This is a genomic window from Streptomyces sp. NPDC093591 (assembly GCF_044764885.1).
Classification (GTDB): domain Bacteria; phylum Actinomycetota; class Actinomycetes; order Streptomycetales; family Streptomycetaceae; genus Streptomyces.
Map to the genome: position 1 here is coordinate 747531 of NZ_JBIWIY010000001.1, position 19337 is coordinate 766867.

General features: G+C 71.5%; 6 protein-coding genes. 4 read left to right on the forward strand and 2 right to left on the reverse strand.

From position 1 onward, the window contains the following. Positions 1 to 163: 163 nt before the first annotated feature. From ACIREI_RS03255 to ACIREI_RS03270, 4 genes are all read left to right on the forward strand, one after another. Positions 164 to 1516 carry a lysine N(6)-hydroxylase/L-ornithine N(5)-oxygenase family protein gene (locus ACIREI_RS03255; RefSeq protein WP_403326778.1) on the forward strand — a complete coding sequence of 451 codons (1353 nt, stop codon included), beginning with the start codon at positions 164 to 166 and terminating at the stop codon, positions 1514 to 1516. Positions 1517 to 1619: 103 nt separating this feature from the next. Beyond that, the gene (locus ACIREI_RS03260; RefSeq protein WP_403326780.1) at positions 1620 to 2675 is read left to right on the forward strand and encodes an iron-siderophore ABC transporter substrate-binding protein; all 1056 of its coding nucleotides are present in this window, start codon (positions 1620 to 1622) and stop codon (positions 2673 to 2675) included. Between the two features lie 181 nt (positions 2676 to 2856). Continuing rightward, the gene (locus tag ACIREI_RS03265) at positions 2857 to 17118 is read left to right on the forward strand and encodes an amino acid adenylation domain-containing protein (protein WP_403326781.1); all 14262 of its coding nucleotides are present in this window, start codon (positions 2857 to 2859) and stop codon (positions 17116 to 17118) included. Next, complete coding sequence (locus ACIREI_RS03270; protein ID WP_403326783.1) at positions 17115 to 17324, forward strand: MbtH family protein; 210 nt, start codon at positions 17115 to 17117, stop codon at positions 17322 to 17324. The genes ACIREI_RS03265 and ACIREI_RS03270 overlap by 4 nt, the downstream gene beginning before the upstream one ends. A 156-nt stretch (positions 17325 to 17480) precedes the next feature. On the opposite strand, the gene ACIREI_RS03275 is transcribed toward ACIREI_RS03270, so the two are convergent. Both ACIREI_RS03275 and ACIREI_RS03280 read right to left on the reverse strand, forming a co-directional pair. After that, the gene (locus ACIREI_RS03275) at positions 17481 to 18233 is read right to left on the reverse strand and encodes a GNAT family N-acetyltransferase (protein WP_403326785.1); all 753 of its coding nucleotides are present in this window, start codon (positions 18231 to 18233) and stop codon (positions 17481 to 17483) included. A 182-nt stretch (positions 18234 to 18415) separates the two neighbouring features. Then, positions 18416 to 19324: a LysR family transcriptional regulator gene (locus ACIREI_RS03280; protein ID WP_403326786.1), complete on the reverse strand. Its 909-nt coding sequence runs from the start codon at positions 19322 to 19324 to the stop codon at positions 18416 to 18418. Between the last annotated feature and the right edge of the window lie 13 nt (positions 19325 to 19337).

Consider the following 19337-nt stretch of genomic DNA (forward strand, 5'->3'; position numbering starts at 1 on the left):
CGCCCGAGTGTCCGTTTTATCCTATCGACAGTTTCACGGCCTGAGCTTAGCCTTACCTAAGTTTTGGGCCGCTTCTCCATCGGTGCGCCCTCTTCCAAGAACTTCCCGATGCAAGACAAACGGCTGCCCCGACCGGGCCGCCGTCCCGCACGATGGGAGTGACATGGCACAGGCTCTTCCTGGCGACGCACCACTGATCCACGACGTCATAGGGGTCGGCTTCGGGCCGTCCAACGTGGCCATGGCGATCGCGCTCAGCGAGCACAACGCACGCGTCGGCAGGCAGGAAGCGGTCACCGCTCACTTCTTCGAGCAGCAGCCGCGCTTCGGCTGGCACCGCGGCATGCTGATCGACGACGCGACCATGCAAGTGTCCTTCCTCAAGGACCTGGTGACCCTCCGGAACCCGGCCAGTGAGTACAGCTTCCTCTGCTATCTGAAGAGCAAAGGGCGGCTGATCGACTTCATCAACCACAAGAACCTCTTCCCGCTGCGGGTGGAGTTCCACGACTACTTCGAGTGGGCCGCGGCCAAGGTCGACGACATGGTCTCCTACGGCCATGAGGTCGTCGGCATCACGCCCGTGGTGCGCGACGGGGTCGTGGACCACCTGGATGTGACGGTCCGTTCGGGGGAGGGCCTCGCGCTCCACCGGGCCCGCAACCTCGTCATCGGTACCGGTCTGCGCCCCTTGATGCCGGAGGGCGTGGAGCGCGGCGACCGCGTCTGGCACAACTCCGAACTGCTCGCGAGAGTCGACGGTTTGGAGGGCACCGCGCCCTCCCGCTTCGTCGTCGTGGGCGCCGGGCAGAGCGCCGCCGAGAACGTCGCCTACCTGCACCGGCGCTTCCCCGAGGCCGAGGTCTGCGCCGTCTTCTCCCGCTACGGCTACAGTCCCGCCGACGACAGCAGCTTCGCCAACCGGATCTTCGACCCGGAGGCGGTCGACGAGTTCTTCGCCGCGCCCGAGAACGTCAAACGCAGGCTGATGGACTACCACGGCAACACCAACTACTCCGTGGTGGACATCGATCTGATCGACGACCTGTACCGGCAGATGTACCAGGAGAAGGTCCTCGGCACCGAGCGCCTGCGCTTCCTGAACGTCTCCCGCCTCACCGGAGTCGTGGAGACGCCGGACAAGGTCCGCGCCACCGTGAAGTCCCTCGTCACCGGCGACGAGACGCTCCTGGACGCCGACGTGGTGGTCTTCGCCACCGGCTACAGCCCCGCCGACCCGGCCGGCCTCCTCGGTGAGGTCGCCGACCGCTGCCTCCGCGACGACGAGGGCCGTGTCCGCGTCGAACGCGACTACCGCATCGCGACCGACCCGGGACTGCGCTGCGGCATCTATCTGCAGGGCGGCACCGAGCACACCCACGGCATCACATCGTCCCTGCTGTCCAACACCTCGATCAGGGTCGGCGAGATCCTGGACTCGGTCCTCGACCGGGGCCTGAAGTCCGCGTCCGACGAGGCGCGTCCGGTCGCCGACGGGATAGGCACCTCCCGCTAGTCAGCCCAACAGGTCCAACCCCCCACACCGCCGCGCCCAGCCTGGTGGCACCGCGCATCCGGCAGGCGCGGCAGCACTGTGAAACCCCGTGAAAGGAAGCAACGTGTCCACTGGAGCACGCCCCGTGCTGGCGCGGTTCGCCAGATACATTCCCCCAGTTGCTGTGGCAGCCGTCGCCGCGCTCGCTCTGACCGCCTGTGGGGGCGGGACCGACAACTCCTCGTCGGAGTCGACGCCTTCGACGTCGGGCGAGGCGGGCAAGAACTCGTCGGCGTTCCCGGTCACCGTCGAGCACAAGTACGGCAGCACGACGATCGACAAGGAGCCGAAGAGGATCGTCACGCTCGGCCTGTCGGACCAGGACGCGGTCCTGGCTCTCGGCGTCAAGCCGGTCGGGGCGGTGGACTGGTTCAAGGAGCGCCCGTACGGCAAGTGGCCGTGGACCAAGGACAAGTGGGGCTCGGAGACGCCCGAGATCGTCGGCGAGCGCGACGAGTACAACATGGAGAAGATCGCGGCGCTGAAGCCGGACCTGGTCATCGCCCAGTACTCGGGCATGAAGAAGGAGCAGTACGACACCCTCTCCCAGTTCACCAAGGTCGTCGCGCAGCCCAAGGACCACGCCGACTACGCGGCACCGTGGCAGGAGATGACCAAGCAGATCGGCAAGGCCCTGGGCAAGGAGACCGAGACCGAGAAGCTGATCTCCGACATCGACGCGCAGTTCAAGGCAGCCCGTGACGAGCACCCGGAATGGTCGAAGCTGACGCTCGCCGTCGCCGACAGCTTCGAGGCCGGCAAGTACTCGGCGTTCACCAAGGGCGACCCCAAGTCGATCTTCTTCAGCGAACTCGGCTTCAAGCTGAAGCCCGAGATCGACAAGCTGGCCAAGCCGGGCTGGAACGTCGCCGAGCTCAGCGCCGAGAAGCTGAACGTGCTCGACGTCGACCGCCTCGTCTGGGTCACCTCCAGCACCGAGGCCAACGACCGCATCAAGGCCGAGCCGCTGTACAAGAAGCTGAAGGTCAACCAGGACAAGCGCGACCTGTTCGTGCCCTACCAGGGCCCGGACATCGGCGCCGCGTTCTCCTTCAACACGGTCCTGTCGATCCCCTACGCGATCGAAGAGATCGAGCCGCTGCTGACGGCCATCAAGTGACAACGGTCCTTTGACGGGGTGATCGCGCACCGCTGACAACCGCCCGGCACAGGGCGGCAGTTCAGCGGTGCGCCGTCGCCGCCCTCGTCCGTCCGTGCGGCGGGCAGGGCAGGCGTCCCTGAGCTCCTGCACTTCGTACGACTCCTCACTGACGCACCACCAGGGAAGGGCCCTTTCGAAGATGTTTGACGCCGAGTCGGACCTGCCCCCCGCTGCCGGTGAAGCCGTCACCGGCGGCCAATCCGGCATCTGGCTTGCCCAGCAGATCGAACCGGACAGCACGGCCTACAACATCTCGTTCGTCCTGGAACTGCGCGGGGACGTCGACCACGCTCGCCTGGGTGACGCCGTACGGCAGGCCGTCGAGGAGGCCGAGGCCCTGCACGTGCGCGTCACGGCCGAGGACGGCGCCCCGCGGCAGACCGTCGAGCGGTTCCCCGTCGACGTACGCCTCGTCGACCTGAGGGGAGGGTCCGATCCGGACCGGGCCGCCGCCCACTGGATGGATGCCGAACGCGACCGGCCCGTCGATCCGTCGGCCGGCCCGCTGTTCGCCCACGCGGTGCTCCGGCTCGCCGACGACCATGTCCTCTGGTACCAGCGGTACCACCACATCGTCATGGACGGCATGGGCGTCGCACTCCTCACGCGCCGCGCCGGGGAGCTGTACGGCGCGGCGGCCGGGCAGGCTCCCGCCGCTCCGGACTGGGCGCTGTCCCGGCTGATCGCCGCTGACCGGACCTACCGTGCCTCCGTACAGCACGAGGCGGACCGCGCCTACTGGCTGGAGCGGATGGCTGGCCGACCGGAGCCCATACGGCTCGTCGAGCGCGCCCCCTCGCTGATGACGCGGCGCCTGCGTCGTACGGCGGAGTTGTCCTCGCAGGAAACCGAGCGGCTGGGCGCGGCTGCCCAGGGGGCGGGCGTCCGCCGCTCTCGGCTCCTGCTGGCAGCCGTGGCTGCCTATCTGCACCGTGTCACGGGCGAGCGGGACCTCGTCCTCGGCCTGCCGGTGGCCGCCCGTCAGGACGCCGCGTCGGCGGCCGTGCCCGGCATGGTGTCCAACGTCGTTCCGCTGCGCGTCCGCGTCAGGCCCGGTACGACCGGCGCCGAGCTGGTGGCCGACGTGGCCCGCGCGGTCTCCGAGGCCGTCGAACACGGGCGCTACCGCGCCGAGGACCTGGCCAGGGACCTGGGCCTGGCCGACGGCGTGGCGGAACTGGTCGGCCCCACGGTCAACATCCTGCCCCGCGCCGAGGACCTGCGCTTCGGTGACCACGCCACCGAACTCCATCCGGCATGGCTGGGCCCGGTCAGCGACCTGGCCTTCAGCTTCGCCGAGTCGCAGGCGGGCTTCCGCGTCCACCTCGACGCGGACGCGGACGTCTGTGACGAAGAGACCCTGCGCGACCATGAGCATCGCTTCCTCCGACTGCTGGACTCCCTCGCCGAGGACCTCGACCGGCCCGTCGGTCACATCGAACTCACCTCCCGCACTGAACGCACCCGCCTGCTCGACGAGTTCGCGGTTTCACCGCGCGACGTTCCGGAACTGTCCTGGCCCGCCGCCTTCGAGTGGCAGATGCGCCGTTCACCCGACGCCGTCGCGTTGGTGTGCGAGGAACGGACACTGACGTACGGCGAACTCAACGCGGCCACCAACCGGCTCGCCCGCCTCCTGGCCACCCGTGGGGTGGGCGCCGAGGACGTGGTCGCCGTGGCCCTGCCCCGCTCACCCGAACTCGTCGTCGCCCTGCTCGCGGTGATGAAGGCCGGGGCCGCCTATCTGCCCCTGGACGCCGATCACCCCCAGGACCGGATCGCCTACATGCTGTCCGACGCCGGGGCGCGGACCGTGGTCACCGTGCACGAACTCGCCGATGACCTCCCTGAAGTGCCCGGCACCGGCCTGGTTTTGCTCGACGACCCGGCCACGGCGGACGAGTGCGCCCTGCTCGACGGCACGGACCTCGGCCTGCCGATCGCCCTGGACCGGGCCGCGTACGTGATCTACACCTCCGGTTCCACCGGCCGACCGAAGGGCGTCGTCGTCACCCACGACGGCGTCGGCAGCCTGATCGCCACGGCCACCGACCGGATCGGCATCAACGCCGGCAGCCGGGTCGTGCAGTTCGCGTCCGTCGGCTTCGACGTGACGGTGTGGGACCTGATCATGTCGCTGTGCGTCGGCGGACGGATCATCGTCGTCCCCGCCGAGCGCCGAGTCGCCGGGCCCGCCCTGACCGAGTACATCGCACGGCACCGCGCCACCCACATGATCCTGCCGCCGTCGCTCGTCTCCGCGCTGCCGCAGGACTGCGAACTCCCCGAGGGCGCCGTCCTCGTGGTCGGCACCGAGGCAGTCCCGAGCGAGTTGATCGCACGCTGGGCCGGGAGGCTGAAGGTCGTCGTCGCCTACGGCCTCACCGAGGCGACGGTGAACTCCACCCTGTGGCTCGCGGATCCCGGTCGACCGGGCCCGGCACCCATCGGCAGGCCCGACCCCAACACCCGGGCCTATGTGCTCGACTCGGCCTTGCGTCCCGTACCCGTGGGCGCGGAGGGCGAACTCTACGTCGCCGGGCGCGGTCTGGCTCGCGGCTACCTCGGCAGGGCCGGGCTGACCTCCGAGCGATTCGTCGCCGACCCGTTCGGGCCGCCCGGCAGCCGGATGTACCGCACCGGCGACCGGGTCCGCTGGGCCGCCGACGGCAACCTGGAGTTCCTCGGCCGGGCGGACGGTCAGATCAAGATCCGGGGCCACCGGATCGAGCCGGGTGAGGTCGAGAGCGCGTTCATGGCCTGCCCGGGCATCGCCCAGGCCGCCGTTCTCCTCCGCGACGACCACCGGGGCGTCAAGCGCCTGGTCGCCTACCTCGTACCGGAGACCGGCCCCGCCGACACCGAAGCCGCCGTCACGGCCGCGCGAGCCCAAGTGGCGGACGCAATCCCGGACTTCATGGTGCCGTCCGCCGTTGTCGTCCTCGACGGCCCGCTCCCGCTGACGCCGAACGGAAAGCTCGACAGCAGAGCCCTGCCCGTTCCCGAGTGGACCGCCCTGAGCGGAGCCGACGAGCCGACCACCGCCGCCGAGACCGCGCTCGCCGGACTCTTCGCGGAGGTCCTCGGCCTGCCGTCGGTGGGCGTCCACGACAGCTTCTTCGAGCTGGGCGGTGACAGCATCGTCGCGATCCAGCTCGTCAACCGCGCCCGCGAGGCCGGACTGACGATCACGCCACGCGACGTGTTCCGGCAGCGCACCGTGGCGGCACTCGCCCGCGCCGCCGACCAGGCCACACCGGGTACAGCCCCGGCGGCCTCCGTGGACCTCGACGAGAACGCCCTTCCCGTCTCCCCGCTCCAGGAGGGCTTCTTCTTCCACGCGCGGTTCGACGACGAAGCCGTCGATCTCTACCTGGTGCAGGAACTCCTCGACCTCGCGGGCCCGGTCGACCCGGACCGGCTGCGCCGGGCACTGCAAGCGCTGCTCGACCGGCACCCGCTGCTGCGCGCCTCGTTCCGCCAGCTGCCCAGCGGCGAGGTCGTCCAGCGGCTCGCCGAGAACGTGACTCTGCCCTGGCGGGAGGCCGACACCGCTCAGACAGGGCTGGACGACCTGTTGGCGGCGGACCGGGCGGAGCGGTTCGACCTCGCGCGGCCCCCGCTGATACGGGCCACCCTGATCCGGGACGGGCGGCGCCACCGGCTCCTGCTCACCCTGCACCACATCATCGCCGACGCCTGGTCGGTCTCCGTCCTGCTGCGCGAACTCCTGGCCGCCTACCGGGGCGAGGAACTGCCGGAGCCGATCGCCCCGCACCCGTACCTGGCCTGGCTGGCGACCCGGGACCGCGACGCCGCGCGCGAGGCGTGGCGCGATGCGCTGTCCGGCCTCGAGGAGCCGACCCGGCTGCCCGAGTCCTTCCTCGCGACCGGCGAAGGCAAGGCACCCGCCCGTCCGGACGACGTCGACAGGCTGCTGCCCGAGCGGCTCACGGCCGACCTGACCGCGTGCGCCCGAACGCACGGCCTCACCCTCAGCACCGTCGTCCACGGCCTGTGGGGCCTGCTGCTGGGCGGACTGACCGGCAGCCAGGACATCGTGTTCGGCACCACGGTCTCCGGGCGGACCACCGAGGTCGACGGACTGGACTGCGCGGTAGGCCTCTTCATCAACACCGTCCCGGCCCGCGTACGGCTCCGGGCCGACGAGTCGCTCTCCGACCTGCTGCGGCGTGTCCAGGACGAGCACACGGCGCTGCTCGACCATCAGCACCTGGGCCTCGCCGACATCCAGCGGACCACCGGCGGCGGCGAACTCTTCGACACGCTCGTCGTGTTCGAGAACCAGCCGACCACCGACCTGACGGCCGGCCTGGACCGAGGCGCGCTGTGCGTCACCGGCACCGAGGTGTTCGACGCGGTGCACTACCCGCTCGCGCTCATCGTCGAGCCGGAGGACGGCCGACTGCGGCTGCGGTTCAAGCACGACGCGGGACGGCTCGACCAGTTCACCGTGGCGGGGGTCGCCGACCGGTTCGTGGCCCTGCTGGAGACCCTGGTGTCCGAGCCCGGCCGCTCGGTCTCCCGGACGGGTCTGCTGTCCGACCGGGAGGAGGAACGTCTCGCCGGACTGAACGCCACCGCGCATCCGGTGCCCGACGCCACCCTCGCCTCACTCATCGCCGCACAGACGGCGCGAAGCCCGCACGCCACCGCGGTCGTCCACGAGGGCGCCACACTGACCTATGCGGAACTCGACCGGCGCGCCGAGGCGGTGGCCCGGCGGCTGCGGGCGCGCGGCGCGGGCCCTGAGAGCTTCGTGGCGGTCGCCGTGCCGCGCTCGGCGGAGCTGATGGTCGCCCTGCTGGGCGTCCTGAAGTCAGGCGCCGCCTATCTGCCCGTCGACCTGGACTACCCCGCCGAACGGGTCGCGTTCATGCTCGGCGACTCGGGCGCGCGGACCGTCGTGACCACCGCCGAGGCGGCCGGGCGGCTGCCGCACGTGCCGGGCCTCGAACACCTGGTGATCGAGGCGGCCGAGGACGTCCCCGATACGCCGGCCGCGCCGGCCGGCCCCGGCCACCCCGCGTACCTGATCTACACCTCCGGCTCCACCGGCCGCCCCAAGGGCGTCGTGGTCACACACCGGGCGATCGTCAACCGGCTCGCCTGGATGCAGGGGGAGTACGGTCTCGCCGCGGACGACCGGGTGCTGCAGAAGACGCCGTCGAGCTTCGACGTGTCGGTGTGGGAGTTCTTCTGGGCCCTGGTGGAGGGTGCGACCGTCGTCCTGGCCCGCCCCGACGGCCACCGTGACCCCGCCTACCTGGCCGAGCTGATCCGCGCCGAACGGATCACCACGCTGCACTTCGTGCCGTCGATGCTGGCCGCGTTCCTCCAGGTGATGGAAGCCGGTACGGGAAGGCCGGAATGGGCGGCGAGCCTGCGCCGGACGTTCTGCAGCGGCGAGGCGCTCACCGGCACCGACGCCCGGCGCTGGCGGGAACTGGCCTCCCGCTCCGGGCACGGCCCCGTCCCCCTGCACAACCTCTACGGGCCCACCGAGGCCGCCGTGGACGTGACGTACTTCCCCTACGAGGGCGGCGACGAACTCGCCGTACCGATCGGCCGACCCGTCTGGAACACCCGCCTGTACGTGCTCGACGCCTTCCTGCGCCCGGTCCCCGACGGCGTCCCCGGTGAGCTCTACCTCGCCGGCGTCCAGCTGGCCCGCGCCTACCACGACCGGCCGGGGCTGACCGCCGAGCGGTTCGTCGCCGACCCGTTCGGCGCGCCCGGCGACCGGATGTACCGCACCGGCGACCTGGTGCGGCGCCGTGCCGACGGGGCCGTCGAGTACCTCGGCCGCACCGACCGGCAGGTCAAGATCCGCGGCAACCGCGTCGAACTGGGCGAGATCGAGGCGGCCCTGTCGGGCCTGCCGGGAGTCGCCCGCGCGGCCGTGGTCGTCCGCGAGGGCGCCCTCGTCGCGTACGCCGTCCCCACGCCCGGAACCGGGCCCCTGGACGCCGACGCCCTGCGCGCGGCGGTGGCCGACGCGCTGCCCGCCGCCATGGTGCCGTCCGCCTTCGTCGCTCTCGACGAACTTCCGCTGACCCCCAGCGGCAAGCTCGACCAACACGCCCTGCCCTCACCCGAGGTCGCGCCCAGGGAAGGCGGACGTGCGCCCCGCGACGAGCGGGAACGCGTCCTGTGCGAGATCTTCACCACCGTCCTCGGCATCCCGGCGATCGGCGCCGACGACGACTTCTTCGTCCTCGGCGGCGACAGCCTCACCTCCATCGCCGTCGCCACCCAGGCCCGCGAAAGGGGACTGACGATCAGCCCGCGCGACGTCTTCGAAGGCCGTACGCCCGCCGCACTCGCCGCCACCGCCGAACGTGCCGCGGCCACCGCCCAGGAGATCCAGAACGACCCGCGGCCCCCCGCCGTGACCGTCCCGGCCGCCGACGCCGGGCAGGCCGCGACCGCCCTCCAGGCCATACTGGCCCAGCAGGAGCAGTCCGGAGCGGCGGTCGACCCGGCCCTGCGAGCGCTGCTCGACCAGCTGACCGCCGCGGCCGGAACTCCGCCGGAGGAGCCCGCAGGCGCCGTCCCGCTCGGCGGCCTGGAGCTCACGCATGAGGAGACCGAGCGCGTCGAAACCGCCGCCGGAGGATTGCCGGTCGCGGACATCTGGCCGCTGTCCCCGCTCCAGGAGGGCATGTACTTCCACGCCACCTACGACGCGGGCGACGCACTCGACGTCTACCTGTCGCAGGAGAGCCTGGACTTCGACCGCCGTGTCGACGCCGACCGGCTGCGGGCCGCCTGCCGGAAGCTGTTGGACCGCAACACCAGTCTGCGCGCCGGATTCCTCAGTGACGGCGTGCCCCGCCCGGTGCAGTTCATCGTGGACGGCGCCGAGATCCCGCTCGTGGTGGAGGACCTGTCCGCGCTGCCCGCCGACGAACAGCGGACCCGGACGGAGGAACTCCTCGCGGCCGACCGCCGCCGGCGTTTCGACCTGTCGGCACCGCCGCTCGCCCGCCTGCTGCTGATCCGGCTCGGCGACGGCCGGGACCGCCTCGTCGTCACCCACCACCTCATCCTGTGGGACGGCTGGTCCGCCTGGCTGTTCCTGGAGGAGCTGTTCACGCTGTACGAGCGGGCCGGTGACGCCACCGGCCTCCCGGCCCCCGGCTCCTACCGCGACTACCTGGCCTGGCTGGACCAGCAGGACACCGAAGCCGCGATCGACGCGTGGCGCCGCGCCCTCGCCGGGTTCGACGAGCCGACCCTGGTCGCCCCGGCCGGCCGCGACACCGGACCGGTGATCCCGGCCGACTTCGACGCGGTGCTGACGAGGGAGACCAGCGACCGGCTGCGCACCGCCGTACGGCAGCACGGACTCACCCTGAACACCGTGCTGAACGCCGCCTGGGGGCTGGTGCTCTCGGCCATGACGGGCCGCGGCGACGTCGCCTTCGGCACAGCGGTGGCCGGACGCCCCGCAGAGGTGCCGAACGTGGCCGGAATCATCGGCATGTTCCTCAACACCGTCCCGGCCCGCGTCGCCCTCGCCCCCGACGAGCCCCTGCTCGACCTGCTGCGCCGGATGCAGTCCGAGCGCGCCGCCGTCATGCCGTACGAGTACGTCGGACTCGGCACCCTCCAGCAGGAGACCGGCCACCGCCGCCTGTTCGACACGCTCTTCGTACTGCGCTCGGCCGACGGCGAGGAGCGGGGGGCCGAGCTGCGGCAGCGGCACGGCATCACCGACGTGTCGAACGTGGACGGCACCCACTTCCCGCTGACCCTGATCGTCACCCCCGAGACCCGGCTGCGGGTGACCGTTGCGGCGAGGCCCGACCTGTTCGGCGCCGAGGACGCGACGACGATCCTCACCCGGTTCACGACCGTCCTGGAGCGCCTGGCCGAAGCCTTGGCGGGCCCGGCCGCCGCCCGCGCCCGGACCGTCGGCGTCGACCTGCTCCTGCCGGGCGAGCAGGCCGCCCTGCTCGCCGCCTGGCAGACCACACGCGACCCGGTGCCGAACGAGACCATCGCCGACATGCTCACGGCCCAGGTCGCCCGCACGCCGGACGCGGTGGCCCTGGTCTTCGGTGAACGAGCCCTCACCTACGCCGAGTTGGACGCGCACATCAACCGGCTGGCCCGGCTGCTGCTCGCCCGGGGAGCGGGCCCGGAGAAGGTCGTCGCCCTCGCGCTGCCCCGGTCCATCGAGATGGTCGCCGCCCTGTTCGCCGTGCTCAGGACCGGCGCCGCCTACCTGCCGCTGGACCTCGATCACCCGGCCGACCGGCTGCGCCTGATGGTCGAGGACACCGGCCCGCTGTGCCTGGTGTCCACCACCGCCGTCGCCCCCACCCTGCGCGGCGACGCCGGCCCCGTCGCACCCGAACTCGTCCTGGACGACGAGGCCGTGGCCGCCGAACTCGCCGCCCTCCCGGACGGTGAGATCACCGACGCCGAGCGCCCGGCGTTCGCGCACCACGTGCCCGACCGCCTGGAGTACCCGGCGTACGTCATCTACACCTCCGGCTCCACCGGCCGCCCCAAGGGGGTCGTCACCCCGTACCGGGGCCTGACGAACATGCAGCTCAACCACCAGAAGGAGATCTTCGACCCGGCCATCGCCTCGGCGGGCGGGCGGCGGCTGCGCATCGCGCACACCGTGTCCTTCGCCTTCGACATGTCCTGGGAGGAGCTGCTGTGGCTCGTCGAGGGCCACGAGGTGCACGTCTGCGACGAGGAACTGCGCCGCGACGCCGAGGCCCTGGTGGCCTACTGCGACCTGCACCGCGTCGACGTCGTCAACGTCACCCCCACATATGCCCAGTTGCTCATCGAGGAGGGGCTGCTCGACCGGGACGAGGCGGCCGGTAAGCACCGGCCCGCGCTGGTGCTGCTCGGCGGGGAAGCCGTGTCCGACACGGTGTGGAGCCGTCTGCGCAGCACCGAGGGCGTCTACGGCTACAACCTGTACGGGCCCACCGAGTACACGATCAACACGCTCGGCGGCTCCACCACCGACAGCGCCACCCCGACCGTCGGCCTGCCCATCCGCAACACCCGGGCCTACGTCCTCGACACCATGCTCCGGCCCGCCCCGCCGGGCTGCCCCGGCGAGCTGTACATCGCCGGCACCGGCCTGGCCCGCGGCTACCACGACCGGCCCGGACTGACCGCCGAACGCTTCGTGGCCGACCCGTTCGGCGAGCCCGGGGAGCGCATGTACCGGACCGGCGACCTGGTACGACAGCGGCCCGACGGCCTGCTGGACTTCCTCGGCCGCACCGACGACCAGGTGAAGATCCGCGGCTACCGCATCGAACTGGGCGAGATCTCCACGGCGTTGACCGCCCACCCGGAAGTCGCGCACGCCGCCGTCGTCGTGACCGAGAACGCCGGCAGCAAGCGCCTGGTGGGCTACGTCGTACCCGAGGACGGCACCGAGGCGGGCGAGGACCTGCTCCAGCGACTGCGCGACCACCTGAAGGCCGGGCTGCCGGACTACATGGTGCCCGCCGCACTGGTGCCGGTTCCGACGCTGCCGATCAACGTCAACGGCAAGCTCGACGTCAAGGCCCTGCCTGCCCCCGACTTCGCCGGCACGCGCACCAGCCGACCGCCCCGCACACCCCGGGAGGAGACGCTCTGCGCGCTCTTCGCCGAGGTGCTCGGCCTGCCCGAGGGCAGCGTCGGTATCGACAGCGACTTCTTCGACCTCGGCGGCCACTCCCTGCTGGCCACCCGGCTGGTCAGCCGCGCCCGCACCGCGCTCGACGCCGAACTGGCGATCCGGGACCTGTTCGAGGCACCCACCGTCGCCGAACTGGTGGAGCGCACGGCCCGCTCGGACACCGCCGCCCGCCTGGCGCTGACGGCCGGGGAGCGCCCCGTTGAGCTGCCGTTGTCCCACGCCCAGCAGCGGCTGTGGGTCATCCAGCAGATCGAGTGCACCTCGGCCGCGTACAACTTCCCGCTGGTGATGCGGCTGCGCGGCGCCCTCGACGTGGACGCGTGGCGCAGTGCGCTGGGCGATGTGACGGCCCGTCATGAGGCGCTGCGCACGGTTTTCGTCGACCGCGACGGCCAGGTCTTCCAGCGTGTCCTGCCCGCCGAGGAGGCTCGCCCCGAGGTCGAGCACCTGCGCGCCACCGAGGACGAGGTGCCCGGCATCGTGGAGCAGACCGTCAACCGCCCCTTCGACCTGGCCACCGAACTGCCGCTGCGCGCCACGGTCGTGGAGGTGGCGCCCGAGGACCATGTCGTCGTCCTGCTGCTGCACCACATCACGACCGACGAGTGGTCGGACCGACCGTTCCTGCGCGACCTCGCCACCGCGTACGCCTCCCGCCTCGACACCGGCGAGGCCCCCGGCTGGGAGCCGCTGCCCGTCCAGTACGCCGACTACGCGCTGTGGCAGCAGCGATTGCTCGGCGACCCGGCCGACCCCGGCAGCCTGTCCGCCCGGCAGCTGGAGTACTGGCGTACGACGCTGGACGGTGCGCCCGAGGAATTGGAGCTGCCCACCGACCGGCCGCGCCCGGCGCGCCCGGCGTTCTCCGGTGCCGAGCTGGACATCGAGTTCGACGCCGAGGTCCATGAGGGGCTGAAGCGGCTCGCCCGGGACACCGGCGCCAGCATGTTCATGGTGGTGCACGCGGCCGTCGCCGCCCTGCTGCACCGCATGGGCGCCGGAACGGACATCCCCCTGGGCGCGCCCATCGCCGGGCGCGGCGACGAGGCGTTGGACGACCTGGTCGGCTTCTTCGTCAACACGCTCGTGCTGCGCACCGACCTCGGCGGCGACCCCACCTTCACCGAACTGCTGGCCCGGGTCCGGGAGACCGACCTCGCCGCGTTCTCCCACGCGGACGTGCCGTTCGAGTCGGTCGTCGAGAAGCTCAACCCGACCCGCTCTCTCTCACGCAACCCGCTGTTCCAGGTGATGGTCGGCTACCACGCCCGCACGGGCGACGGACTCGAACTGCCGGGCCTGCGGGCGGAGTACGTGCCGTTCCGGATCAGCTCCGCCAAGTTCGACCTGGTGTTCAGCTTCACCGAGCACATGGGCGCCGACGAGGACGCCGGATCCCTCGCCTGCCGCCTGGAGTTCGCCACCGAGCTCTTCGACCACGGGACCGCCGAGCGGATCGGTGACCGGCTCCGCAGGTTCGTCGCCGCCCTGGCCGCCGCACCCGAACTCCCCGTGTCGAGGGCGGAGATCCTCGCCGCCGACGAGCGGCACATGGTCGTGGCGGGCTTCAACGCCACCGCACGCGATGTGGACGAGGCGTCCCTGCCCGCTCTGTTCGCGCAGCGGCTGGCCGAACAGCCCGACGCGGTCGCCGTGGTGGAGCGTTCCCGCTCGGTGACGTACGCGCAGCTCGACGCCCGCGCCAACCGGATCGCACGCCTGCTCGCCGAGCGCGGAGTGGGCACCGAGAGCGTGGTCGGCGTGGCCGTGCCCCGCTCGGTCGACATGGTGGCCACCGTGCTCGCCACGCTGAAGCTCGGCGCCGCGTTCCTGCCGCTGGACCTGGTCCACCCGGCCGACCGCCTCGCGTACATGATCGAGGACTCGGGAGCCGTGCTGGTCGTCGGCACCGAGCCGGTGGCCGGGAAGATCCCCGACGTCACGGGTGTGTCCCTGGTCCTGCTCGACGCCCCGGAGACGGCGGCCGGACTCGACCGGCTGTCGGACACGCCGCTCGACGGCACCCCGATCGCCCTGGACCAGGCCGCGTACGTGATCTACACCTCCGGTTCCACCGGCCGCCCCAAGGGCGTCGTCGTCCCGCACGAGGGGATCTCCAGCCTGGTCGCCACCGCCGTCGACCGGATGGGCCTGCAACGCGACAGCCGGGTGCTGCAGTTCGCGTCGATCGGCTTCGACGTGTTCGCCTTCGAACTGTCGATGGCGCTGTGCCACGGTGGCCGGCTCGTCCTCATCACCGACGAGGCACGGGTCGCCGGACCGGCGCTCACCGACTTCCTCGCCGACCAGCGGATCACTCACATGATCCTGCCGCCGTCCCTGGTCTCCGCGCTGCCGCCAGGCTGCGAACTGCCCGAGGGCTCGACCGTCCTGGTCGGCACCGAGACCGTACCGCCGGACCTGTTCGAACGCTTCGGCACCACGGCCCATCTGATCTGCGCCTACGGTCTGACCGAGGCCACGGTCAACTCCACCCTCTGGCCCTCCCGGGAGCACGGCGGCAGCCCGGCCGGCCGGGTCCCCATCGGCCGACCGGACCCCAACACCCGCTGCTACGTCCTCGATGAGCACCTGCGGCCCGTACCGCCCGGCGTGGCGGGGGAGTTGTACGTCTCCGGGCGCGGACTCGCCCGCGGCTACCTCGGCAAGGCCGCGCTGACCTCGGAGCGGTTCGTCGCGGACCCGTACGGCCCGCCCGGCAGCCGCATGTACCGGACCGGGGACCGCGCCCGCTGGCGGGCGGACGGCAACCTCGACTTCCTCGGCCGCGTCGACACCCAGGTGAAGGTGCGCGGCTTCCGCATCGAGCTGGGCGAGATCGAGGCCGCGCTCGCCGGACACCCGTCGGTCGCCCAGGCCACCGTGGTACCGGACCGCGACGGCGACATCGTCCGCCTCGTCGGCTACGCCGTGTCCGAGGCCGGAGAGCAAGCCGATCCGCAGACACTGCGTGCCCACGTGGCCGGGCTGCTGCCCGAGTACATGGTCCCGGCTCTCGTCATACCGCTGGACGGCCCGCTGCCGCTGACCCCGAACGGCAAGCTGGACCGCAAGGCCCTGCCCGCACCGGAGTGGTCGGCGATGACCGGCGACGCCCGCCCGGCCACTGGGACGCAGGCGAGGCTCGCCGAACTCTTCGGAGAAATCCTGAAGTTGGACGGCGTCGGCGTGCACGACAACTTCTTCGCGCTCGGCGGGCACTCCATGGCCGCGATGCGGCTGCTCGGCCGTATCCGTGCCGAGTTCGGGGCCGAGCTGAGCATCCGGGACGTCTTCGACGCACTGACCGTAGCCGGCATCGCGGCCAAGCTGGACGGCGCTTCGTCGGCCCGGCCCGCACTGCGCCCCGCCGCAGAGGACCGCTCGCAGGACGCCGAGCGGCCGGTGGCGCCGGTTCAACGGTGGCAGTGGGACGCGTACCGACGCAGCCCCGGCTTCGACCACGCGCTGGTCCTGCGTTCCCCGGGCGGGCTGGACGCCGATGCGCTCACCGCCGCTCTGGCCGATGTGACGGCCCGGCACGAGCCGCTGAGCACGGCGTTCACGGAGCTGGACGGCACGGTGTACCAGCGGGAGACGCAAGCCCCTGCCCTGGCCGTCGAGCGGTGTGCCGACCTCGACGCGCGACTGGCCGAACTCGCGGCCCGGACACCGGACCTGGAGATCGAGGCGCCCCTGCGGGCCAGGCTGCTCACCGGCCCGGACGGCAGCCAGGCGGTACTGCTGACCATGCACTACCTCGCGGTCGACGAGTGGTCGGTAGTACCCCTGTTCCGCGACCTCACCAGCGCGTACGCGGCCCGTACGGAGGGCAGGGCACCCCAGTGGGAGCCGCTGCCGGTGACGTACACCGACTACACCCGCTGGGCCCGCGAGGTGCTCGGCGACCTCACCGACCCCGACAGCCGGGGGAGCCGACAGCTCGCCTACTGGCGGCAGACCCTCAAGGACGCCCCGCGCGAGCTGGCGCTGCCCGCCGACCGGCCCCGTCCCACCACACCCGGCACGTCGCGTCCGGCGGCCGACCACGTCGGTTTCGTCCTCGACGAGGAGCTGCACGCGGCCGTCGACCGGCTCGCCCGAGCCACCGGCACCAGCATGTTCATGGTGCTGCACTCGGCTCTGGCCGCCCTGCTCACCGCACATGGCGCGGGCACCGACCTGCCCATCGGTACGATGGTCGCCGGCCGAACCGACGACCAACTCGCCGATCTGGTCGGCTGCTTCTTCAATACGGTCGTGCTGCGCACCGACACAGCGGGGGACCCGACCTTCGCCGAACTGCTCACCCGGGTCCGGGAGACGACGCTCAACGCCCTGGACCGACAAGAGCTCCCGTTCGACGAGGTCGTACGGGCGACCGACCTGTCCCCGCGGGGCCCGCAGGTCATGGTGATCCACCATGAACAGGCCGACGTGGAGCGATTGGAGGGCGGCATCGGCACGCTCCACGCCGTGCCGACCGGCTCGGCCCGCGCGGAGCTGACCCTCAGCTTCTACGAGCCGCGAGGCGCCGGCCCCGTGCACTGCGGGCTGATCCACGCGACCGATCTGCTCGGCACCGCCAAGACACAGCGGCTCGCCGACGAACTTCTGGTACTGCTGCGCCGTGCGGCAGCCAATCCGGAGCAGCCGCTCTCGGAGCTGTTCACCGTAACGTCCACGACGTCCGCAAGGAGTGACCACGCATGACCACCAACCCGTTCGAGGACTCCCAGGGCCGCTTCCTGGTGCTGGTCAACGACGAGAACCAGCACTCCCTGTGGCCCTCCTTCGCCGAGATTCCGGCCGGCTGGGAGACCGTCTTCGGCGAGGAGACGCGTGAAGCGTGCCTCGCATACGTGGAGTCCCACTGGACCGACCTGCGCCCGGCGAGCCTCGTCGCACAGCAGGGTTGATGAGTCCCGAATGCCCGCTGCCGCCGGCGGAGCAGGCCGCACTCTCTCCGCCGGCGGACAGGCAGGAACGCAGCTGACCGCAGTGGGGGCCTGGGCCCTCATGCGCGTCGCTCGACGCCGCCGACTCGACGTGCGCGTGCATGCGCCGCACAGCCCTCAGGCGGAGGGCTGGTGGTCTGCCCGGGCTCCGCCGGCGCACGCTCTCGGCGTACGGAACCCGCGAAACGTCACCTGCCTGCGGTTTTCGAAGCCGAGTCGTTCGTACAACGCGATCGCGGCGGTGTTCGTCTCGGCCACGTGCAGAAAGGGGCGGTCGTTCCGAGACAGGATGCGTGCGACCAGGGCGCGCACCAGCTGGAGGGCGTGGCCTTGCCCGCGTGCCTCGGGGGCCGTGCAGACGGCGCTGATCTCGGTCCATCCCGGAGGTCGAAGCCGTTCGCCCGCCATGGCCACCAGCCGGCCTTCGGCGCGGATACCGAGGTAGGTGCCGAGTTCATGGGTGCGCGGCCAGAACGGCCCCGGCTCGGCCCGCCCCACGAGGGCGAGCATCTCGGGAACATCGGCCGCAGCCAGTTCGACGACGCCCGTATCCCTCGCGGCATGAGTCTGACCGGTTCGGTTGCCGCCGCGCCAGATCATCTGCCGGCCGTCGAGGACGAAGACAGGCTCCCAGTCCGGCGGCGGTGTCGCCGGGGAGCTGAACATGTCGGCGAACTCGCCTCGGCCGAGCAGCCGTGCGAGGTCGGCCCAGTCCGCCGCGTCAGGCGTGGAGGACACCGCCGAGAAGGTCGCGACGCCCGGCTGGTAGGTGACGGCCCGGCCGAGTCGCCGGGCGAACCCTGCATGGTGGCCCCGCAGCGACGCGCCCACAGGGTCGTCCAGTATGGCGGCGTCCCCGCTCGTGATCATGCCGTGCCTTTCTCGGACCGCTTCGTAGGTCCTGATCTCCGGTTCCGTGGAAAGTAAGCCGTGAATGCTGTGGAGGAAAGGCTTCCCACACCGGTCATGGACGAGATAGGACATGACCGCGACATTAGATTCCTGACCGTCAGTTCAGTCGAGGTTCCGAGGTTATGGAGCCATAACCTCTGTCAATCGCCCGTCTCCTCATAGGTGAGCTCGGTGAGCTCGGTGAGCTGGGTGAGGGAGGTGACGAAGTCCTCCAAGTCGGCTGCGAGAGGCGTTGCGTTGTCCCAGACCGCCTCATACGTGATCTCGACGGGAGCCCCGGCCCGGACGAGAGGACGCGAGCTGCCGTGTTCGTGTGTGGTCTTCGACTGGGGCAGGAGCGCGGCGCCCACGCCCATCCGCGCCCACTCGTCCAGCACACGGTAGTTGGAGGCTTCGCCGGGGTAGGTGCGCAGCGGCAGGTCGTGGCTGCGGAAGAGCTCGGTGGTGAAGGTGGTCAGCCCGCAGCTGTCCGGTACGAGAATGTAGGCGGCGTCGGCCGCGGCGTGGAGTTCGACCGGGCTCTCGGTCCGGGAGTGGGCCGGATCGATCACGACGACCGGTTCGCGGGCGATGACGCGATGCCGGAATGTGGGCATGGCCTGCACGGCGGGCACGAGGAGGAGGTCCAGGCGGCCTGCCTGGAGGTCCTTGCGCAGGTGTGTGAGATCTGCCTCGCGCAGGACCAGGTCGCGTGGCCGGTCCAGGTTGCGGGCGGCGTCGAAGGCCCGGGCGACGAGGTCGGCGCCGATCAGGGGTGAGACGCCCATGCGGATCGTGTCGGGGGCCGGGTTGGCCAGTCGCTGGGCCTCGGCGACGATCGCGTCCAGGGCGTCGAGGGCTTGGTCGATCATGGGCAGGATCCGTGTGCCGTCCGGGGTCGGCTTGACTCCGCGCGGGGAGCGCTCGAACAGGGTCACGCCGAGCTCCTGCTCCAGGCGTGCGATGCCGTTGGACAGTGCGGGCTGGGTGACGCCGTAGGCGCGGGCGGCCGCACTGAACGACTTCGTCGTGGAGACGGCCCGGGCGTAGCGCAGCCCCTCGATGTTCATACTGCCCTGCTCC

What these genes read in the sequence shown, in the direction of transcription:
- ACIREI_RS03270 (WP_403326783.1), top strand. Translation starts at nt 17,115, where the DNA reads ATGACCACCAACCCGTTCGAGGACTCCCAGGGCCGCTTCCTGGTGCTG.
- ACIREI_RS03280 (WP_403326786.1), bottom strand. Translation starts at nt 19,324, where the DNA reads ATGAACATCGAGGGGCTGCGCTACGCCCGGGCCGTCTCCACGACGAAG.
- ACIREI_RS03255 (WP_403326778.1), top strand. Translation starts at nt 164, where the DNA reads ATGGCACAGGCTCTTCCTGGCGACGCACCACTGATCCACGACGTCATA.
- ACIREI_RS03265 (WP_403326781.1), top strand. Translation starts at nt 2,857, where the DNA reads ATGTTTGACGCCGAGTCGGACCTGCCCCCCGCTGCCGGTGAAGCCGTC.
- ACIREI_RS03275 (WP_403326785.1), bottom strand. Translation starts at nt 18,233, where the DNA reads ATGATCACGAGCGGGGACGCCGCCATACTGGACGACCCTGTGGGCGCG.